General features: G+C 40.0%; 19 protein-coding genes. 18 read left to right on the top strand and 1 reads right to left on the bottom strand.

The window, feature by feature from the left end; genetic code table 11:
* Window positions 1-3 precede the first annotated feature (3 nt).
* The 7 genes from BM097_RS03475 (at window position 4) to BM097_RS03445 (ending at window position 6,317) form a co-directional block, all read left to right on the top strand.
* The gene (locus tag BM097_RS03475; protein ID WP_090545952.1) at window positions 4-768 is read left to right on the top strand and encodes an ABC transporter ATP-binding protein; all 765 of its coding nucleotides are present in this window, start codon (window positions 4-6) and stop codon (window positions 766-768) included.
* A 42-nt stretch (window positions 769-810) separates the two neighbouring features.
* On the top strand, window positions 811-2,382 hold the full coding sequence (locus BM097_RS03470) for an ABC transporter substrate-binding protein (protein ID WP_090545950.1): 1,572 nt from the start codon (window positions 811-813) through the stop codon (window positions 2,380-2,382).
* 112 nt (window positions 2,383-2,494) lie between these two features.
* Window positions 2,495-3,280, top strand: coding sequence for a class I SAM-dependent methyltransferase (locus BM097_RS03465; RefSeq protein WP_090545948.1), 786 nt, complete (start codon window positions 2,495-2,497; stop codon window positions 3,278-3,280).
* Window positions 3,281-3,288: 8 nt separating this feature from the next.
* Window positions 3,289-4,050, top strand: a complete 762-nt coding sequence (locus tag BM097_RS03460; RefSeq protein ID WP_090545946.1) for a class I SAM-dependent methyltransferase — start codon at window positions 3,289-3,291, stop codon at window positions 4,048-4,050.
* A gap of 16 nt (window positions 4,051-4,066) precedes the next feature.
* Window positions 4,067-4,972: a LysR family transcriptional regulator gene (locus BM097_RS03455; protein WP_090545944.1), complete on the top strand. Its 906-nt coding sequence runs from the start codon at window positions 4,067-4,069 to the stop codon at window positions 4,970-4,972.
* Window positions 4,973-5,355: 383 nt separating this feature from the next.
* The gene (gene hypB / locus BM097_RS03450) at window positions 5,356-6,024 is read left to right on the top strand and encodes a hydrogenase nickel incorporation protein HypB (RefSeq protein WP_090545942.1); all 669 of its coding nucleotides are present in this window, start codon (window positions 5,356-5,358) and stop codon (window positions 6,022-6,024) included.
* Between the two features lie 32 nt (window positions 6,025-6,056).
* Window positions 6,057-6,317 carry a hypothetical protein gene (locus tag BM097_RS03445; RefSeq protein ID WP_090545940.1) on the top strand — a complete coding sequence of 87 codons (261 nt, stop codon included), beginning with the start codon at window positions 6,057-6,059 and terminating at the stop codon, window positions 6,315-6,317.
* Between the two features lie 48 nt (window positions 6,318-6,365).
* Here the strand turns inward: BM097_RS03445 and BM097_RS03440 are convergent, their stop codons facing one another.
* The gene (locus BM097_RS03440) at window positions 6,366-7,880 is read right to left on the bottom strand and encodes a DUF5722 domain-containing protein (protein WP_090545937.1); all 1,515 of its coding nucleotides are present in this window, start codon (window positions 7,878-7,880) and stop codon (window positions 6,366-6,368) included.
* Window positions 7,881-8,213: 333 nt separating this feature from the next.
* Between BM097_RS03440 and BM097_RS03435 the strand changes: the two genes are divergently transcribed.
* The 11 genes from BM097_RS03435 to BM097_RS03385 all read left to right on the top strand — a co-directional run bounded on the left by BM097_RS03435 (window position 8,214) and on the right by BM097_RS03385 (window position 21,723).
* Entirely contained in the window at window positions 8,214-9,218 is a 1,005-nt protein-coding gene (locus BM097_RS03435; RefSeq protein ID WP_090545935.1) for a LacI family DNA-binding transcriptional regulator, read from the top strand.
* Window positions 9,219-9,243: 25 nt separating this feature from the next.
* Entirely contained in the window at window positions 9,244-10,776 is a 1,533-nt protein-coding gene (gene malQ / locus BM097_RS03430; protein WP_090545933.1) for a 4-alpha-glucanotransferase, read from the top strand.
* Window positions 10,777-10,897: 121 nt separating this feature from the next.
* Complete coding sequence (gene tig, locus BM097_RS03425) at window positions 10,898-12,064, top strand: trigger factor (protein WP_090545932.1); 1,167 nt, start codon at window positions 10,898-10,900, stop codon at window positions 12,062-12,064.
* Window positions 12,065-12,154: 90 nt separating this feature from the next.
* Window positions 12,155-12,298: a six-cysteine ranthipeptide SCIFF gene (gene scfA, locus BM097_RS03420; protein WP_033151787.1), complete on the top strand. Its 144-nt coding sequence runs from the start codon at window positions 12,155-12,157 to the stop codon at window positions 12,296-12,298.
* A gap of 93 nt (window positions 12,299-12,391) precedes the next feature.
* Window positions 12,392-13,768, top strand: coding sequence for a thioether cross-link-forming SCIFF peptide maturase (gene scfB, locus BM097_RS03415; RefSeq protein ID WP_090545930.1), 1,377 nt, complete (start codon window positions 12,392-12,394; stop codon window positions 13,766-13,768).
* Between the two features lie 83 nt (window positions 13,769-13,851).
* Window positions 13,852-16,137: a protein translocase subunit SecD gene (gene secD, locus BM097_RS03410; protein WP_090545928.1), complete on the top strand. Its 2,286-nt coding sequence runs from the start codon at window positions 13,852-13,854 to the stop codon at window positions 16,135-16,137.
* 21 nt (window positions 16,138-16,158) lie between these two features.
* Complete coding sequence (gene serS / locus BM097_RS03405) at window positions 16,159-17,448, top strand: serine--tRNA ligase (protein WP_090545927.1); 1,290 nt, start codon at window positions 16,159-16,161, stop codon at window positions 17,446-17,448.
* Window positions 17,449-17,884: 436 nt separating this feature from the next.
* Window positions 17,885-19,717, top strand: coding sequence for a translational GTPase TypA (gene typA, locus BM097_RS03400; RefSeq protein ID WP_090545925.1), 1,833 nt, complete (start codon window positions 17,885-17,887; stop codon window positions 19,715-19,717).
* A gap of 7 nt (window positions 19,718-19,724) precedes the next feature.
* Window positions 19,725-20,204 (top strand): cob(I)yrinic acid a,c-diamide adenosyltransferase, encoded by a 480-nt coding sequence (locus BM097_RS03395; protein ID WP_090545923.1) that lies wholly within the window; start codon window positions 19,725-19,727, stop codon window positions 20,202-20,204.
* Between the two features lie 69 nt (window positions 20,205-20,273).
* Window positions 20,274-21,035, top strand: a complete 762-nt coding sequence (gene dapB, locus BM097_RS03390) for a 4-hydroxy-tetrahydrodipicolinate reductase (protein ID WP_090545921.1) — start codon at window positions 20,274-20,276, stop codon at window positions 21,033-21,035.
* A 31-nt stretch (window positions 21,036-21,066) separates the two neighbouring features.
* Window positions 21,067-21,723, top strand: a complete 657-nt coding sequence (locus BM097_RS03385; protein ID WP_090545919.1) for an alpha/beta fold hydrolase — start codon at window positions 21,067-21,069, stop codon at window positions 21,721-21,723.
* Window positions 21,724-21,896: the final 173 nt, after the last annotated feature.

Below are 21,896 nucleotides of genomic sequence, written 5' to 3'. Positions count from 1 at the left end.
AGAGTGAAAAAAGTATTAGAAGTAAATAATCTTACCAAAACCTTTAAAGGCAAGAATAAGCAGGAATTCACTGCAGTTTCTAATATAGATTTTTGTCTATATGAAGGAGAATGCCTTGGAATCATTGGTGAAAGCGGCAGTGGTAAAAGTACCACAGTTAATATGATTACCAGATTAATAGAACCAACAGATGGAACTATCACTATTGATGGAGAGGATATTACACATATCAAAGGAAAGGCGCTGCGAAGCCTTTATAAAAAGCTGCAGATGGTTTTCCAGTCTCCAATAGAATCCTTTGATCCTAGATGCACATTAGGCGATGGAATTGCAGAAAGTCTAAAGAATAATGGCTTTAGCAAAAAAGAGGCGGCTGCAGCAGTAGAAAAGGTATTGGAAAAATGTGGACTTGATGGAAGCTTTGCAGGTCGTTTCCCACATGAGGTCAGCGGCGGTCAGTGCCAAAGAGCGGCAATAGCAAGAGCCTTGGCCATTGATCCAACAATCCTGATTTGCGACGAGGCCACATCTGCACTGGATGTGACCATCCAAAAGGAAATAATAGATTTGCTTAGAAGCCTAAGAGAAAGTCAGGGCAAAAAGCTTTCTATTTTATTTATCTGTCATGATTTGGCTGTTGTACAGGATTTTTGTGACAGAGTGCTTGTAATGCACGATGGTGAGATTGTGGAGCAGGGCAAACCTGATGACATAATCAAAAATCCACAGAACGATTATACAAAAAGACTTATTGAATCAGTTTTGTAAACCATATAGGTTTTCAAATATATAAGAAAGAGGAGTATTAGAATGAGAAAGAAATTATTATCATTAGTACTTATTGGTGCTATGACAATGACAATGTTCGCTGCCTGTGGCAAGAGCGAATCTACAGATTCTGCTTCAATAGAAACAGCAGCGACAGAAAAGAGTATGGTAATTGGAGATACAACCTTCAATGCTGAAAACTGGGAAGAGACAATCAACCCACATGTAACTTACAATGGTTGGCCATGTATCCGTTACGGAGTTGGCGAGACACTTGTTCACTACACAGATACAATGGAGCTTGAGCCATGGCTTGCTACTTCATGGGAAAACGATGGTGACAAGGTTTGGACTATCACACTTCGTGATGGTGTTAAGTTCTCTTCAGGTAGAGATATGGATGCAGAGGCTGTAAAGCAGTGCTTCGAGCACCTTCTTGAGAACCACGATAGAGCACCACTTGATACAAAGATTGAAAGTATCGAAGCTGACGGTCTTACACTTAAGATAACAACATCAGAAGCTAACCCAGCATTAATGAACTACCTTGGTGATCCATATGCTTGTATCATCGATGTAGATGCTTCAGATTTTGAAAATGGTATCGTTGCAGGTACTGGCCCATACAAGGCTACAGAGCTTGTTACAGATGACCATTTATCACTTGTTCCAAACGAATATTACTGGAACGGAACACCTAAGCTTAATAGCTTAACAATCAGAACAATCTCTGATGGTGATACACTTTCAGCAGCACTTCTTTCAGGTGATATTGATGCTGCATACGGTATGGCTTATGAGGCATATCCAAACTTTGAGAACGATAACTTCCAGTTCTCTAGCATCCAGACATCTAGAGCATTCTTTGCTTCTATGAACATGACTAGCCCTGTAATTAAAGACGATGCAGTAAGAAAAGCTATTGCGATGGGCATCGATAAGGAAGGCTTTGTAGCAACACTTTTAGATGGTCACGGTGTAGTAGGTAACGGCGCATTCCCAGACGGCTTTAGCAAGTTTGGCGGCGAGAACATTAAGACAGAAACTTATAATCCTGAGGAAGCTAAGAAAATCTTAGAGGACGCAGGTTGGGTTGATACAGATGGTGATGGAATCCGCGAAAAGGATGGTAAGAAGCTTGTTATTCGTTGGCTTACATATCCTAGCCGTCAGGAACTTCCACTTCTTGCAGAATCAGTTCAGTCTACACTTAAGGAAATCGGTATGGATGTAGATATTAACTGTACAGCAAACAGACGTGACTTCCTTGCAGATATGTCATCCTTCGATATTTATGCATCTGCACTTGTTACAGCACCTTCAGGTGACCCACAGTACTTCTTCACAACAAGCTGTGTTCCAGGAATGGATTACAACTTTGGTGCATATGAGAACACTGAGGTAACTGATTTAATCAACCAGCTTTCAACAGAGTTCGACACAGACAAGAGAGCAGAGCTTGCAATAGAGCTTCAGCAGAAAATCTTAGATGATAATGCATACATATTCTGTTCATTCCTTCAGATGAACATGATTTCTAAGTCTAATGTTTCAAATTGGACAGCTCATGCATGTGATTATTATGAGGTAACTGTTGATCTTGACATTAACTAATATTTAGACCTGGATAATAGGCTATGCTGCAGTATTGGGGCGCAGTATAGCCTTTTATTATGGGCTATTTTATGGTAAAGTTATAAGGTTAAAAAAGCTTAGGAAAATAATGATGCAGATAAATAAAGACAACTTAGAATCAATAAATAAAGAATATTGGCTAAACAGAGCCCCAGGCTATTCTGATGTTAATAAAGAGGAGCTTGAGGGGATTCAGCACAGAACCTGGAAGGAATATCTTTGTGGCCAAATCAGCGCCAGCTTCCCAGATAGGGCACCTTCTGATATTAAGATATTGGACGTAGGTGCAGGGCCAGGCTTTATTTCTATCATTCTTGCAGAGGAAGGCTACAATGTGACAGCCTTCGATTTTGCCCAGTCCATGATTGAAGAGGCAAAGAAAAACGCAGGTGCACTTGCAGATAAGATCAACTTTATCCAAGGTGATGCTATGAATCTTCCATTTGAAGATGAAAGCTTTGATGTTGTCATTTCAAGAAATCTTACTTGGAATCTGCCTCATCCAGACAAGGCATACTGCCACTGGATTAGGGTTCTTAAAGCTAAGGGTTTGATGATGGTTTTTGATGCAAATTGGTACACTTATTTAATTGATGAAAATAAGCGTAAGGAATACATGAAAGACCGCGAAAACGTTAAATTGTCCAGCCTTGAGGACTATAATATTGGGGCAAATTTTGATACAATGGAGCAGATTGCTTTCGATATGCCACTGACACATCAGTTAAGACCTGCATGGGACGTGGAATATCTTAACAGCATACACGCAGGTTCGGTGAGCAGCGTGGAAGATATAGGCAGTATTTTATATTCCGAAAAGGAAAAGATTAATTACTGTTCGACGCCAATGTTTTTGGTAAAAGCAGTGAAAGGGTAGTATAAATAATGGGCGAGTTACATCATATCGCATTTGAAGATGAAGCAGGAAATATTAAAGACAAGGTAGAAAGCTATTGGACAAAAAGGGCAGATAGTTTTTTTGAACTTAGACATGACGAAATAGAAAGTGAAAAGTCAGCAAAATGGTTGGAAGAAATTAAGCAGCTACTTCCAGCTGGTAAAAGTCTTAATATATTAGATTTAGGCTGCGGAACAGGTTATTTTGAAGTAATCCTTGGTAGAGAGGGACACAAGGTTACTGGTATCGACCTTACAGAAGAAATGATTACAAAGGCAAATGAAATGATTCGTATATACGGATTAGATCCTAACGATGTTAAGGCTATGGTTGGAGATGCTGAAAATGTGGCATTTGCTGATGAAAGCTTTGATGTTGTAATCACACGTAATCTTACATGGACATTGCCACATCCTATTGATGCATACAAGGATTGGTATCGTGTTCTTAGAAAGGGTGGAGTGCTTTTAAACTTTGACGCAGAATACGCAAAGGGTGCACACAACCTTAATAGTCCTGAGAACATTGCACACAAAAATGTTTCAAAGGAATTAGCAGATGAATGCCACAACATTTATCACATGCTTACAATCAGTACATTAGACAGACCAGAGTGGGATGTTCATATATTAGAAGAAATAGGTTTTAAGGATATTATCACAGACAAAACCTTTGGGGACCGCATCTTTGTGGAAAGAGATGAATTCTATATTCCAGACAAGATGTTTAGTATAAAAGCTATTAAATAATAGCAAAGGGGGAAATATGGAGATTAAGCAGCTAAAGTATTTTGTGGTTGCAGCTGATGTTAAATCATTTAGCGAGGCAGCCAAAGTACTTTATACAACACAATCCAGTGTAAGCAAGGTTATAGCAGCCTTGGAAAATGAACTTGGATATCAGCTATTTAAGCGAGAGGGAAAGGGCATAGCCCTCACACCTGAAGGCACCCGCTTTCACAGTCGTGCCAGCAAGCTGGTGTTGGATTTTGCATCCTTAGAAACCGATAGTATTAAGCATCAAAAAAATATGGTTAAAATCAGTGCCAATCATAGTTCATGGTTGGCTAATTGTTTTTCTCAGTTTTATGAGCTTCACAAGGATATTGATGTCTGTTATTCATTTCATGCTGACACCACATCCAACATTGTAAATAGGGTACGTCTTATGGAAGATGAGATAGGCTTTGTATATGTTTTCCCAGAAATAAGATTGCAGTTTGAATATGAGCTGAAAAAATATCAGCTAACATTTGAAAAGTTGAAATCTGTAGACGGTATGGTATATTTTCAGCCGGATGATACTGTAGGCAAGCTTGAGAAGACTGTTGATAGTATTCACAACATGAAGTTCATTCAGTCTGAGCAGGATGATTACTTCAGAAATGGAATGTGGCACACCGAAGATGGGGAGCCTGTAACTATAAAGGACGATATTGCTGTCATAACTAACAGTGATTATGTCATGCATGCATTTCTGGAAAAAAATTCATTAGCTAACCTTAGCGCGGATAGTTTTAATAGCTATGATTTAGGTGTAAGACCAGGGCTTAGACTGAAAAGTGACGGTGGAGAAATCCAATTTGGAGTCCTAAAAAACAGCGCTGGAAAAATTAGCGATGTGGCACTGGATTTTATTGACTACGTTAAGGGCCAATTGTGGCGTAATTAGAAACCATATTTTCTTTACCATGCTAAAGCATTGAAAAATCAACACTTGCGCGAAACGTTAAAAACAAGAAAAAAACAAAAATTGTGAAAAAAGTATGAAAAAACTCTTGCGTATTTTTTTATATCATGTTATATTCTTATACGTACTAGCGAAAAGCTAATACCAAATTTTTCATAACTCAGCGACCAAGGGTAACTTTGGTCGCACTCCCCGAATTATCAGCCAGCATTTACGCTGGCTTTTTTATATTTTACTCAATATATATAAATGCATGAACTGTGTGTGGGTACTGAAATAAAGGTGGTTTTTTAGTGCCTTTATGGGATATAATAGTCATACAGGCTTAAAGTAGAGCCGTATGACTATTTTTAGGAGTATTTAAAATGGGTGAAGTTAAAGTAATTGAAATCGGCGAGAGCGTTTTTGCAGAAAATGATGCAGCAGCCGAAGCTATCAGAACTCAAATGAAGGAGCAGGGAACATTTTTCTTAAATGTAATGTCAGGTCCAGGCTCAGGAAAGACAACAACACTTTCCGCTATTATTAATAGAATGAAAGATAAATATAAGATTGGTGAAATGGATGTTGATATCGAGACAAGTATCGATGCTCAGCGTGTAGCAGATGCTACTGGCGTTCAGTCAATCCAAATTCACAATATGGGACTTTGCCACATCGATGCTGATATGACAAGTCGTGCATTAGTAGAATACGACACTACTGATTATGATTTGCTTATCCTCGAAAACATTGGCAATCTTGTTTGCCCAGCAGAATTTGATGTTGGAGCAAATAAAAACTTAATGCTTTTATCAGTTCCAGAAGGAGATGATAAGCCTCTTAAGTATCCTCTTATGTTTGAAATCAGTGATGTAGTTCTTATCAACAAAATTGATACACTTGAATATTTTGATTTCAGTAAGGAAAAGGTTACTGAAAGAATCCTTAAGCTTAATCCAAATGCCAAGATTTTCTTCGTCAGTGGTAAGACTGGCGAAGGATTAGATGAAGTGGTTGCTTGGCTTGAGGATGAAATCGCAGCAGTAAAGTAATTCAATTGTTTTGTCTATAGAACGGGGAAGCTATGGAAAAGTACAATGAAGGTGAACTTAACATGTCTGTTTCGGCGATATGCCAAAATGAAAAAGGCGAAAAATATGCCTTCGTCACTTTTGATGACGGGGTACGCCAGGCGGAAGGTCGCATTCCAGAGTGCAAAATATTAAAGAACGCTGGCTTCGCAGAAATCGAAGTCGGCGAACTTGAAAAATATATGCATGAGCACCTATCCGAGCTAAAGAAAATGGCGTCTCAGGTGGACATATTTTCAGCCTTTACAAAATAACCGCCACGCCTTATTAATTGAGTAAGGCATGGCGGTTTTGTATATCTATTATCGTGGCGTAATCTGGGTAGTAAGATCTACACCAGCGGCCTGACTAGCCTGTGCAATCACGTTAGGATCAGTTACATTTTTGTAGAAGTCGTATGCCATCTTGTGAGAACCATCAAGATTTGTGATTCCAGAAGCCATGCCCTGCTGAATATCAAAGGCGTGGTCAGATTCTCTTGAAATAACAAGTCCATCAATATATCTGTTATTCTCAGCCGATAGATAAGCGTATACTAAATCGGCAGCCTGTGCAGCCTCTCCGTTTGCACTTGAATATCCCACCTCTGAACATTTAACTGTACGAACAGCACCTGTAGGTGAAAGCATATCAGGTGTACACATAAAATCTGTTAATACATCAAGATTGGCCATTGTTATGTATGGCGAATTCTGGCTGTGGGAAACATTTTTTCCTGTCTGCCATGCACCTGCAGCATAAAGAGGTGCATTGTAAGGATGAACAGCAACTCTCCAATCAATATTTCCCTGACTCTTTGTAATGGAATTAAATTTTGTAATGAATTCTTTGCCTGAAATGTAATAGCTTGCCTCTGCGCGAGCCCACTGGTGGTCGATGCATGCGTAAACATTAGCAGTTGCATTTTCAGATTTAATACCATTGTACATAACTCTAAATGCGTTAGCATATTCCTGCATGAAAACATCATTTGACCCACAGTTCATGTAGTTCCAAAGCCACCATGCATTTACTTCGTTTCCTATAATAAAGTTATCTACCTGTCCGTAACCAATACCAGAATAATGCTTTGCAACATAGCTTGCAGCAGTTGCAAGTGCAGCAGCGCCTTCTGAGGTGTGAGCATTTAAGCCGTAATTATTGTGAGCGCCCCAGCCGTCCATAGAGTATGGATTTACGAACTGTCCAGGTGTATTTCCATCTACAAGGATAATCATATTTACCTGTATACCCCGACTATTGTATTTACGAACTGAAAAATCATATCCAGCAAGATTTCCTATCTTTGAAAGAGGGAGATTAAGGTTAATCTGCTTAACACCTAAATCTGCTGGCTGATTTTTATTAGCAACAGATGTAAGAAGATCAGGAAGAATTCCCTTTTTACCGTAATCCATTCTTGCAGGAGCAAAGCTGGCGCATGCTTCTGGATTTGTAATATACATGCTGTTAGAAGCGGGTGTCAAAGCACCGCCCTTCATTACACAAATTGTGAATTTCTTGAAGAGCATAGAATTATCTGTATCTTTACCAAGTGGAACTGTAAAGGAAGCTGCAGCAGAAACTGGCTGCTGTGCTACATCTATTCCGGCAGGGGCGACCTGAGCTGCATCGCTTGCCACCAAATGATACATTCCATCATCCGATGCCACAGTACCTGCTGATGCCACAACAACCTCAGCACCCTGGATTAAGACACCACCAATTGTTACCGAAGTAGCTTTTGCCTGAACATTAGGAAGTGTAAGCATCAAAGAAGCCGAGAACATTAATGTAAGAGCAAGAGCTACACTAAATAATCGCTTTAATACTTTCATATAAAACATACTCCTTTCGAACTAAATCGATTAATACCTGTGAGTGCTTATTACTATACACTCAAACTATTAAAAAAATGTGATTTATATAAAATAATTTTATAAAAATAACGAATCTGATGGATATTTTCAAAATCCTTTATAAATCCCACCTTGCCAGAGAATATTGTGTAAATTGCACGATAAGAATTCTAAAAATTTGTGTGTTATGGTAGAAATGAAAATACGTTATTGACGTAGCGTAGGGTTTGCTTTATGATTTTAAGGGTAAACTGGAAACGTTACCAGAAACGTTTCCATCTATTAAAATTCATAATAATTCAGGTATAAAAAATGACAATTAAAGATATTGCAAGACTTGCGGGAGTTAGTGTAAGCACCGTATCTCGTGTGCTTAACAATCATCCTGATGTCAGTAAAAAGGCTAAAGAGCAGGTGCTTGATGTTGTTGAAAAATATAGCTACATTCCAAACACGAGCGCCCGAGAGCTAGGCAAGGCGTCTTCCGACAACATAGGAGTTGTTGTACGAGGAATGTCCAACCCCTTCTACACAAAGATTATTACCACCATTGGTAGCAAGATTGAAAAAGCAGGTTATACCATGGTTATGCAGCAAATCGGTGCATCAGATAATGAAATCATGACAGCTGCAATGATGGAAAGGGACAAGCGTTTACAGGGTTTAATACTTCTTGGTGGAAAGCTTGATTACACCAAGGAGCAGATGCATTGCATCAATGTACCTTATGTTTGCTGTACCTTTAGCAATCAGTATGGAGACCTGGACAAGGCTGATTATTCCAGCGTTTGTATTGATGATAATCAGGCTGCTTATGATGCAGTGGAGGCTTTGTACAAGCAGGGCCACAGGAAGATAGCAGTGCTATTGTCGGGCACAGACGATGGTTCTGTCAGTCAGGTTAGATATGCAGGCTATGAAAGAGCCTTAAAGGATTTTGGTCTGGCGCTGGATAAGGAATTAATAATAGAAATTAATAGCTACAATATTGCAGATTCCTATGAAGGCATGAAAAAGTGGCTTAAAAAGGATAGAGATTTCACAGCTGTATTTGCCATCTCTGACAACATGGCTATGGGAGCTATGAAGGCTTTGAAGGAGGCAGGTAAAAAGATTCCTGAGGACGTGGCACTTATTGCCATCGATGGAATCGAAGCTTCGGAGTATATGAATCCAGTCCTGTCTACCCTATGTCAGCCTATGGAAAAAATGGGGTGCGAGGCAGTAAAGCTATTAGTTGATATTATTGGAGGCAAGTCACATAAACACATTACGCTTCCAACTACTCTTCGAGAAGGAGAAACACTGAATTTATAATTTACTTATATAAAGGAGATTAAAAATGAAAAGAAGTAGTGGAATATTACTCCCTATATCTTCATTACCAAGTGCTTATGGTATTGGGACATTGGGTAAGGCTGCATACGATTTTGCAGATTTTTTAAAGGCCTCAGGTCAGAAGTACTGGCAGGTGCTTCCACTTGGACCAACCAGCTATGGAGATAGCCCATACCAGAGCTTTTCTACTTTTGCAGGAAATCCATATTTTATTGATTTGGAAATGTTAGTAGAGGATGGACTTCTTACTAAGAGTGAAATCGAGAAGGAAAACTGGGGAACCAATCCTCGTTACGTAGATTACGGACAGATTTATGTCAGCCGTTTCAAGGTTTTGGAAAAGGCTAAAAATAAAGGCTATAAGGCGGCAGCTAAAGAAGTAGAGGCTTTTAAATCAGAAAATCCTTGGGTAGTTAACTACGCCCTTTTCATGGCTTTAAAGAAGCATTTTGGACAGCGCAGCTGGCAGGAGTGGCCTGAAGAGGACATTCGCCTTCACAAACAGTCTGCAGTTGATAAATATACTAAGGAGCTTTCAGAGGATATTGAATTATTTGTATTTATTCAGTATCTATTCTTCAAGCAGTGGGCAAAGCTTAAGAAATACATCAATGATTTAGGAATAGAGATTATTGGCGATTTGCCAATCTATGTTGCGCTTGATTCCTGTGATGTATGGGCAGAGCCAGAGTTCTTTAGCCTTGATGAGGAAAATTATCCGGTCGAGGTTGCAGGTGTTCCACCAGATTATTTCAGTGCTGACGGTCAGCTTTGGGGAAATCCATGCTACGATTGGAAGGCACTTAAGAAGGATAAGTATGGTTGGTGGCTTCGCAGAATTGAGGGTGCCACAAAGCTTTATGACGTCCTTAGAATTGATCATTTCAGAGGCTTTGACGAATATTGGGCAGTGCCAGCTGGGGATAAGACAGCAAAGAACGGCCAGTGGAAGAAGGGCCCAGGTATGGATTTGGTTGGCCTATTTAATAAGAAGTTCCCAAAAACAGAGTTTATCGCAGAGGATTTGGGAGAGCCATCACCTACCGTTGTTCAGCTCCTTAAGGACAGCAATTGGCCAGGTATGAAGGTGTTGGAGTTTGCCTTTGATTCTGGTGAGCCTAACAACTATCAGCCTCACACCTACGACAAGCATTGTATCTGCTACACAGGTACTCACGACAATGCCACAGTTATGGAGTGGTACAAGACCTCTAAAAAGAAGGACAGAGATTATGCTAAAAATTATCTTGGGATTTCACGTTCCGAGGGCTTCAATTGGGGCATGATTAGAGGCGGAATGAGCTCTGTGGCAGTTTTGTTTGTTGCCCAGATGCAGGATTATCTTGGACTTGGCAAATACAATCGAATCAACGTGCCTGGAACTCAGACTGGCAATTGGCAGTGGCGATTGTTAGAGGGTGAGCTTACAGAGGAGCTGGCAGAAAAGATTAAGACAATGACTGTCATGTACGAGCGTACAAAGCTTGAAAAAAAGGAAGAAAAAAAGGAAAAAAAGCAGTCCACAAAAAATAAATAAGCAATGTTAATTAATCCATGAGCCTTTCCATATTATGTGGATAAAGGCTCATGTTTTTTGCTTTTAAGCAGGTTCTGTGATACACTTAACCAAGATTTGTACATAATAAGGAGGATATGTCATGAGAAATAGATTTTTAGCCCTTGCTCTAGCTGCAACAATGATTTTATCAGTGAGTGCATGTGGCAAATCAGATTCTTCTGATAGTGCCAGCAAGGATTCTAAAAAGGAATCTACAGCAGAGCAGACTGAAATTGAATATAACGTAGATGATTACGTAACCTTGGGGGATTACAAGGGAATCGAAGTTACCGTTGAAGGTGAGTACGAATACACTGATGATGGCTTTGATAAATATGTAGCAGACACAATTTCTCAGTCAGCTATTTTCGTTGAGGACAAGAGCCAAAAGGAAATCCAGGAAGATTCCATCGTTAATGTTGATTATGTTGGTTCACAGGATGGGGTTGCTTTTGATGGCGGTTCAGCAGAGGACCAGACACTTGATATTGCTAATAACTGTTCAGCAGGCTCGACACAGGGCTATATCGATGGATTTACCACAGGTCTTGTAGGACACAAGGTTGGCGAAGAGGTAGCTTACGAGGTTACTTTCCCAGAGAATTATGGCAATGCAGATTTAGCAGGACAGACAGTTGTATTTACATTCCAGGTTAATTACATTGCAAAGGCTATCTCATCAAAGAAGGATTTAACAGATGATATCGTATCTGAAAAATTCGGCTATGATACAGTAGATAAATACATGGATTCTCTTAAGGATTCATACAACAGCAAGCTTGAGAGCAATCTTAAGAACGATACAGAAACAGCAGTTTTAAATGCAATCATTAAAAACAGCAAGGTTTCAGAAGTTCCTGAAAATCTTCTTCAGGCAAGACTTGATCTTATCCTTACAATGCAGGACAAGCAGTATCAGGCATACGGCACCACTCTTAAGGATTACATTACCTCTATGGGATATGATTATGATGAAGAGGTAGCAAAGATTAAGGCAAACGTAGAAGAGTCTACAAAGACAGAGCTTATCCTTGAAGCAATTGCCAAGGCTGAGAACATAAAGGTTGATGATAAGGACTACAGCGATTTCATCAGCAAGATTTATTCGCAGATGGGCTACAAGGATGAAGATTCCTTCTACAAGGATTTTTCTGTTGACGGATATGGCGGAGAAAAATACTTCAAGTTAGCATATCTTACAGAAAAAGCTACAGATTTTTGTGTTGAAAATGCAGTAGTAAATTCTACAAGCGTAGTAGCTGAATAGGAAAAGACTTTATATTTTTTGCTACCTGTAGTATAATTTACACTAGCTTTTTAGCTCATAGGAGCAAATCTATTTAAAAGGAGAACTATTATGGAGCATATTAAGACACTTAATACTAAGAGATTACAGAACACAGTTAAAGAAGGCGGATGTGGCGAGTGCCAGACATCATGCCAGTCAGCTTGCAAGACATCTTGCACAGTTGGTAACCAGAGCTGTGAGCACAAGAACTAATCTTGTAACAATTTTTATTATTTAACCACAAGACCGGTCACCCTATTATAGGGCGAACGGTCTATTGTGCGTTTATGAAAGGACTTATTTTTAGTGATACACCAGTTTAAGAACAATGGTTATAACATTGTTATAGATATTAACAGCGGCGCAATCCATGTCGTAGATGAAATTACATACGAATTATTAGCTCTCTGGCAGGAGCATGGAGAGGAGGATGCAGTCGCAACTCTTAAAAAGAATCATAGCGAAATTCCTGCAGAAGAAATCGAAGGAATTCGTTCAGAGATAAATCAGCTTATTGAGGACGGTTCCCTTTTCACAGAGGACAATTACGAACCTCGTATTGCAGATTTCTCAGCACGCCCTACAGTAGTTAAGGCATTATGCTTACATATCACACACGATTGTAACCTTGCATGTAAATATTGCTTCGCAGAAGAAGGCGAATATCACACAGGTAAGCGTGAGCTTATGAGTTACGAGGTAGGAAAGCAGGCTTTAGATTTCCTAGTTGCTAATTCAGGTAGCAGACGCAACCTTGAGGTTGATTTCTTTGGCGGCGAGCCTTTAATGAACTGGCAGGTGGTAAAGGATTTAGTAGCCTACGGTCGTTCTCTCGAAAAGGAACACAACAAAAACTTCCGTTTCACACTTACAACTAACGGAGTTTTATTGAACGAAGAGGTTCAGGAGTTTGTTAATAAGGAAATGGGCAATGTAGTTCTTAGCTGCGATGGTCGTCCAGAGATTCATAACCTTATGAGACCATTCAGAAAGGGCGCACCTAGCTATGAATTAGTAATGCCAAAGTTCAAGGAATTAGCAGAATCTAGAAATCAGGATAAGTACTACATCAGAGGAACCTTCACTAGAAATAATCTTGATTTTTCAAAGGACGTGTTACATCTTGCCAATGAGGGCTTCAAGCAGATCAGTGTTGAGCCTGTAGTAGCACAGGAAACAGATGACTACGCACTCCGCGAGGAAGATTTACCAAAGCTTTTTGAAGAATATGATAATCTTGCAGCAGAGATGATGAGACGCCAGGGTACAGAGGAAGATTTCAATTTCTTCCACTTCATGATTGATTTAGAGGGTGGCCCTTGTGTTTATAAGAGATTATCTGGTTGCGGCTCCGGAACAGAATATTTGGCAGTAACACCTACTGGCGAGCTTTATCCATGCCACCAGTTTGTTGGTAACACTGACTTTTGTCTTGGCGATGTTTGGCATGGGGTACAGAAGACAGACGTCGTTAATCAGTTTAAGCATTGCAATGTATATGCAAAGGAAGAATGTAGAAATTGCTTTGCTAGATTTTATTGTAGTGGCGGCTGCGCAGCAAATGCTTATAATTTCACAGGAAGCATCCTTGGAAATTATCATGTAGGCTGTGAGCTACAGAAAAAACGTATCGAATGTGCTATTGCTCTTAAGGTTCACAAAAGCGAACAGGAATGTGAGTAGATTACTAAAGGCAATCTTACAGCATTCTGGTAAGCGAAGCTTACACAAATTTCAGCACATAAAAATAAGATAGGAGAATGATTATGAAACGTTTAAAAAAGGGACAGGGTATTGCCTGGCTAGTAGCGTTTGTAGTAATCCTTGGGTTATTAGGATACTATGCAGCTATAGTTCTTTCAGGCACAATTAAGGAAAATGCAGACAGCTTAAAGCTTGGTTTGGATTTGGATGGTGGTGTTTCCATCACTTACGAAGCAGTTGGTAAGACACCAACAGATGAGCAGATGCAGGATACAATCCTTAAGCTCCAGCAGCGTATCGAAAATGACTTGGGCGAAGAAAGCTCAACAACAGAAGCAAATGTTTATCGTGTAGGCGATAAGCGTATCACAGTAGAAATTCCTGGTGTTTCAGATGCTAACGCTCTTTTAGAGGAGCTTGGTACTCCAGGTACACTTTACTTCATCGCTCAGAAAGACAGCGAGGGTACAGAAAACTATTCTTACGGCACAGATGAAAATGGTGTTCCAGGATATGTATTAAATTACGATATCCAGACACTTATTGATAACGGTTCTGTTATCGCAACTGGTAAGAATGTTAAGAGCTCACAGGCTGGTTCACAGACAAATCAGACTACAAATGCTACAGAGTATGTAGTTCAGCTTACATTCGATGATGAAGGAACAAAGGCTTTTGCAGAAGCTACAAAGGCAGCAGTTGCTTCAGGCGATACAATCGGTATCTACTATGATGGTCAGTTTGTTTCAGTTCCAAAGGTTAATTCAGCTATCACAAATGGTAACTGTGTAATCGAGGGTATGGAAGATTTTGATGCAGCTGATAAGCTTGCTTCATATATTCGTATCGGTGGTCTTGATATCGAGCTTACAGAATTAGAGTCACAGGTGGTAGGTGCTCAGCTTGGTTCAGATGCACTTCGTACATCACTTATTGCAGCAGGCGTTGGTCTTGTTGTAGTTATGATCTTCTTAATTGCAATGTATTTTGTACCAGGTGTTGTTGCTTCACTTGCACTTGCACTTTACACAGCAATGCTTATTAGCATTCTCAAGGCATTTGATATTACACTTACACTTCCTGGTATCGCAGGTATGATTCTTTCAATCGGTATGGCGGTAGATGCTAACGTTATCTGCTTCGCTCGTATCCGTGAGGAAATCAAGGCTGGCCGTCCAGTTATTTCAGCTATTGAGACAGGTTTCTCAAAGGCTTTATCAGCTATCTTAGATGGTAACATCACAACACTTATCGCAGCAGCAGTTCTTGGCGTACTTGGTTCAGGTACAGTTAAGGGATTTGCTATCACACTTGCACTTGGTGTTGTTTTATCAATGTTTACAGCACTTGTTATTACAAGAATTCTTATGAATTCCTTCTATGCACTTGGCGTTCGTTCACCAAAGGCATACGGAATGGCTAAGGAGCCTACAAAGTTCGACTTCGTAGCAAAGAAGGCCATCTTCATGACAGTTTCAGTTGCAATTATTGCAGCAGGCTTTATTACAATGGGTATATTCAAGGCTAAGGATGGTAGAGGTCTTAACTACTCTCTTGAGTTCTTAGGTGGTACATCTACAACAGTAGATTTCAACGAGACATACTCACTTTCAGATTTAGATGCTAAGGTTGTTCCAGAAATCGCTGATACACTTGGAATCAGCGAGGGAAGCATCCAGACTACAACAGTAGATGGAAGCAATCAGGCAATCTTCAAGACACGTACACTTACACTTGAAGAGAGAAGCTCACTTAACGAAATGCTCGAGAGCAAGTTCTCTGTTAAGGAAGAGTCAATCACTTCTCAGAGTATTGGATCTACAATCTCAGGTGAAATGCGTAGCCAGTCTACAATCGCTGTTATTGTTGCAGTACTTTGCATGCTTGTTTATATTTGGTTCAGATTTAAGGATCTTAGATTTGCATCATCTGCAATTATTGCACTTATCCACGATGTACTTATTGTACTTGCGCTTTATGCATTCGCTCGTATTTCTGTTGGCTCAGCATTTATTGCATGTATGCTTACAGTTATCGGATATTCAGTTAACGATACAATCGTTGTATTTGACCGTATCAGAGAAAACCACAAGGCTATCAGAACAGAGACAGCCGAGAATCTTGCAGAGCTTTGCAATAGCTCATTAGCACAGACATTATCACGTAGTATTTCAACATCTATTACTACAGCAATCATGGTACTTATGCTTCTCATCCTTGGTGTTTCATCAATCAGAGAGTTTGCATTACCACTTCTTGCTGGTGTAATTGCTGGTACATATTCATCTATCTTCATTGCAACACAGCTTTGGTACATTATGAAGGTTAAGATTGCTAAGAAGAACTAAGATTAGATTAGGAGATTAGAAATGATAGACATTAAGTTTTTACGTGAGAATCCAGACGCAGTAAAAGAAAACATTAAAAAGAAATTCCAGGAGCACAAGCTTGGCCTCGTTGACGAGGTCATCGAGCTTGATGACAAGAGACGTGCTACACAGCAGCAGGCTGATGACATGCGTTCTGAGATGAATAAGGCATCAAAGCAGATTGGTGCTCTTATGGCTCAGGGCAAGAAGGAAGAGGCCGAGGCAGCAAAGGCAGAGGTAGCCGAGCTTAAGCAGAAGATTAAGGAATTAGAGCCAGTTGAAAAGGAGCTTGCTGATAAGGTAGAGGAAATCATGATGAAGATTCCTAACATTATCGATCCTTCAGTTCCAATCGGCCCAGATGATTCTTGCAATGTAGAAATCGAAAAGTTTGGTGAACCAGTTGTTCCTGATTTCGAGATTCCATATCATACAGATATTATGGAACGCTTCAATGGTATCGATTTAGATGCTGCAGGTAAGGTTGCAGGTAATGGCTTCTATTACTTAATGGGAGATATTGCTCGTCTTCACTCAGCAGTTATTTCTTATGCTCGTGATTTCATGATTGATAGAGGATTTACATATTGCATTCCACCTTTCATGATTCGTTCAAACGTAGTTACTGGTGTTATGTCATTCGAGGAAATGGATGCCATGATGTACAAGATTGAGGGCGAGGATTTATACCTCATCGGTACATCAGAGCACTCAATGATTGGTAAGTTCATCGATACTCTTAATGATGAAGCTAATTTACCTTATACACTTACAAGCTACAGCCCATGCTTCCGTAAGGAAAAGGGCGCACACGGTATTGAAGAGCGTGGTGTTTATCGTATTCACCAGTTCGAGAAGCAGGAAATGATTGTTGTCTGCAAGCCAGAGGAATCAAAGAAGTACTATGATATTCTCTGGAACAATACAGTAGATTTATTCCGTAGCTTAGATATTCCTGTACGTACACTTGAGTGCTGTTCAGGAGATCTTGCAGATCTTAAGGTTAAGTCTTGCGACGTTGAGGCTTGGTCACCACGTCAGAAGAAGTACTTCGAAGTTGGTAGCTGCTCTAACCTTGGCGATGCACAGGCACGTCGTCTTAAGATTCGTGTTAAGGGTGAGGATGGTACAAAGTACTTCGCACACACACTTAACAACACAGTTGTTGCTCCACCACGTATGCTTATCGCATTCTTGGAGAACAACCTTCGCGCAGACGGTAGCGTAGCCATCCCTAAGGCACTTCAGCCATACATGGGCGGCAAAACCGAACTCGTTCCTACTAAGTAATCGTAGAGTTTTGAACGTGGCATCATAGTACTCCGTGCTCCCGCAGGCCATCTCCCATACTGCCGCTCCGGTGCGGTAGCTCCTCACTCGGTATGGGGCCCTCCTGCTCGCGCTCGCGTAGGTTATGTTGCCACGTATTCTAAATTACCAAATAACGATTTTAAGTGAGCTGGTAGATAACAAGTGGCTCTCAACGTTGGTAAGCGCGAGCAAGAGGTTGCTAAAGGTCCAGTGGACCTTTGCTTAGCAACGACCGAAGTGGAACGAAGACCCCCATGGAGTTAAGGAGGGACCCTTTAGGGAGGTTCCCTTGGCTCCAATGGGAGATGGCTTGCGGGAGCTTGAAAAACTATAAGACCACTTGTTAGCGTAACCAGCGGACTAGGACCAGGGGTTTTTACGGTACCTAGAGATATGCAGTAGAAAAGGAAATTTTATGTCAGTACAGAGTAGAGAAGATATTAGAAACATTGCAATTATTGCACACGTTGACCATGGTAAAACTACACTTGTAGATGAGCTTTTAAAGCAGTCTGGTGTATTCAGAGAGAACCAGGAAGTTGCAGAGCGTGTCATGGACTCAAATGATATTGAGCGTGAGCGTGGTATCACTATTCTTTCAAAGAATACAGCAGTTTACTACAAGAATACAAAGATTAACATTATCGATACACCAGGCCATGCCGATTTCGGTGGCGAGGTAGAGCGTGTACTTAAGATGGTTAACGGTGTTGTTCTTGTTGTAGATGCTTTCGAAGGCGCAATGCCTCAGACAAAGTTCGTTCTTATGAAGGCTCTTGATTTGGATTTACCTGTTATCGTTTGTATCAACAAAATCGATAGACCAGAGGCACGTCCAGATGAAGTTATCGATGAAGTATTAGAGCTTTTCATGGATCTTGATGCATCTGATGAGCAGCTTGATTGCCCATTCATTTATGCAAGTGCCAAGGAAGGTTATGCTATGAAGAGTCTTGACGAAGAGCATAAGGATATGACAGCTCTCTTCGAGACAATCGTAGATTACATTCCAGCTCCAACTGGTGATCCAGAAGCACCTACACAGGTTCTTATTTCAACAATCGATTACAATGAATATGTTGGACGTATCGGTATCGGTAAGGTTGAAAATGGTTCTATTAAGGTAAATCAGGATGCTATTGTTGTAAATGCACATGATCCTGAGAAGAGCAATAAGGTTCGTATTTCAAAGCTTTTTGAATATGATGGATTAAATAAAGTAGATGTAGATGAAGCAAATATCGGTTCAATCGTTGCGATTTCTGGTATTTCAGATATCCACATTGGTGATACAATTTGTGCAGTTGATGCACCAAATCCAATTCCTTTCCAGAAGATTTCCGAGCCTACTATTTCAATGAACTTCATTGTAAATGATAGTCCACTTGCTGGTCAGGAAGGTAAGTATGTAACATCACGTCACATTCGTGAGCGTCTTATGAAGGAATTAAACACAGACGTTTCACTTAGAGTGGAGGATACAGATTCACCAGATTCACTAAAGGTTTCTGGTCGTGGTGAGCTTCACTTATCAGTACTTATTGAAAACATGCGTCGTGAAGGCTTTGAGTTTGCCGTATCAAAGGCAGAGGTTCTTTATCATACAGATGAAAAGGGACGTAAGCTTGAGCCAATGGAACGCGCTTATGTAGATGTTCCTGATGAATTTACAGGAGCAGTTATCGAGAAGCTTTCACAGCGTAAGGGTGAGCTTCAGAACATGACACCTATCACAGGTGGTTACACAAGAATTGAGTTTAAGATTCCTGCACGTGGTCTTATTGGATACCGTGGAGAATTCATGACAGATACAAAGGGTAACGGAATCATCAACACTATTTTCGAAGGCTATGAGCCATACAAGGGTGACATTGCTTATCGTAAGCAGGGTTCACTTATTGCTTTCGAGACTGGTGAGTCAGTTACTTATGGTTTATTCTCAGCTCAGGAGCGTGGTACTTTATTTATCGGACCAGGCGAGAAGGTTTATTCTGGTATGGTTATCGGCCAGAGCTCACGTGCCGAGGATATCGAGCTTAACGTATGTAAGAAGAAGCATCTTACAAATACACGTTCATCATCAGCTGATGAGGCTCTTACACTTGTACCACCTAGAGTATTAAGCCTTGAGCAGGCACTTGACTTTATTGATGTTGATGAGCTTTTGGAGGTAACTCCTGAATCTCTCAGAATTAGAAAGAGAATACTTGATCCACTAATGAGAAAGAGAGCTAGCATTAGAAAGTAGGAGAATCATGGAAAAGGGAACTATACAAGTATACTACGGTAATGGACAAGGAAAATCCGCAGCAGCACTTGGAAATGCCATTCGCTTTGCATCACAGGGCAAAAAGTGCATTATAATACAGTTTCTTAAATCAGAGACAAATACAGAATATTTTGAAAAGCTTGAGCCTGAAATCAAGCTTTTCAGATTTGAGCGTTCCAAGGACGGCTTTGAGAATCTCACAGAGGAGCAGAAGCAGGAAGAAAAGATTAACATTCTTAATGGCTTGAACTATGCCAGAAAGGTATTAGGAACAGGCGAATGCGATTTGCTTATACTAGATGAGGTTCTTGGAGTATTGGATGAGGGCATTGTGTCCGAGGATGATATTACAGGAGCTCTTGAGGGTAAATCAATTGCTACAAATGTTATCCTTACTGGCCAGAATATGTCTGAAGGCTTATATGAAATAGCAGATAGTGTATTAAGATTAGAGTCAGAGAAATAACCTCTGGCTCTTGTATTTTATAGTGACTTTTAATAAACTTAGTTAAAAGTAGAATATGAGGTGAAAAGAATGATTAAAGCAGTTATGCATGGTTGCAATGGTCACATGGGAAGAGTTATCACAGATTTGTGTAAAGACGATAAGGAAATCCAAATAGTTGCCGGTGTAGATAAATTTACAGGTGTTGCTAACGATTATCCAGTCTTTGATTCTATAGATAAGGTTGATGTTGATTTCGATGTAATTATTGATTTTTCTAACGCAGCAGCTGTAGATAATCTTTTAGATTACTGCGAGAGCAATAAGAAAAACGTAGTATTATGCACTACAGGTCTTTCTGAGGAGATGATTGCACATGTAGATAAGGCTAGCAAGTCATGCGGTATACTTCGTTCAGCAAATATGTCTCTTGGCATTAATACACTTTTTGATTTATGCAAGAAGGCTACACAGATTTTTGCTGATGCCGGTTTTGATATTGAGATAGTAGAAAAGCATCACAACCAAAAGCTAGATGCCCCAAGTGGAACAGCGCTTGCACTTGCAGATGCATGTAACGAGGCACTAGATGAAAAATATGATTATGTATATGGTAGAGCAGATAGAAGAGAGAAGCGTCCAAAGAACGAGATAGGAATATCTGCTGTACGTGGCGGAAATATTGTAGGTGAGCACGAAGTGATTTTTGCAGGATTAGATGAGGTAATCACTATTAAGCATACAGCTTATTCAAAGGGTGTTTTCGCAAAGGGGGCAGTTGAAGCAGCTAAATTCTTAGCTGGAAAATCAGCAGGATTATATGACATGAAGCAGGTTATTGATGCGAAATAGTTCTTATTCTAATTCTAAGAGAGGGTTGAATATGTACATTCAGTTAAATTCACAGGTCATATGCTATGAGAAGACCGGCGAGGGGACGCCGGTTATTCTTATCCATGGTAATAAAGAAGACCATCATATTTTTGATGAGCTTGTTAAGACCATGGGCAGAGAACACACCGTGTATGCCATGGATTTGAGAGGGCATGGCGAAAGTGCTACGCCAAAGGAATATCATTATGTTGATATGGCTAATGATGTTATTAATTTGATTAAAGCCCTGGACATTGAATACCCTACAATAGTTGGTTTTTCAGATGGTGGAATTGTAGCCCTTTTGGTGGCTATAAAGGCAAGCAAGTTACTTTCTAGAATAGTTTGTTGCGGAGCGAATCTTAATCCTGCGGGCATCCACCATAGAGATTTAAGAGAAATGAAAAGGGAATACAAAAAAACAGGTGATCCTAGAACCTTAATGATGTTAATGGAGCCAGATATTGATGTATCCCAACTACAGCGTATTTCCATTCCTGCAATGATTATCGCAGGAGAGAAAGATTGTATTAAGGAAAAAGAGACAGTCAAAATTGCCTCAAATATCCCAAAATCAGAGCTTTTGATTTTAAAAGGCGAAGATCATTCCAGCTACATAATTGGAAATGATAAGCTTTATAACTACATAAAGAAATTCATCTACTAAACTATCGAACCTCCAGTTGCAGCTGGAGGTTTTTGTGTCTTAAAAAACTGTATAGTTACCAAGATTCTAGATATAGGTTGACTAGTATAAGGGTAGCCTGTATAATGAGTTATAAAGTGTGAACAAAATGTGAAGGTATAATAATATATAACACTTTTGAAAGTCGTTAGGTG

Source organism: Pseudobutyrivibrio sp. OR37, assembly GCF_900113655.1.
GTDB lineage: Bacteria > Bacillota > Clostridia > Lachnospirales > Lachnospiraceae > Pseudobutyrivibrio.
This window is presented reverse-complemented; position numbering and strand designations above follow the sequence as displayed.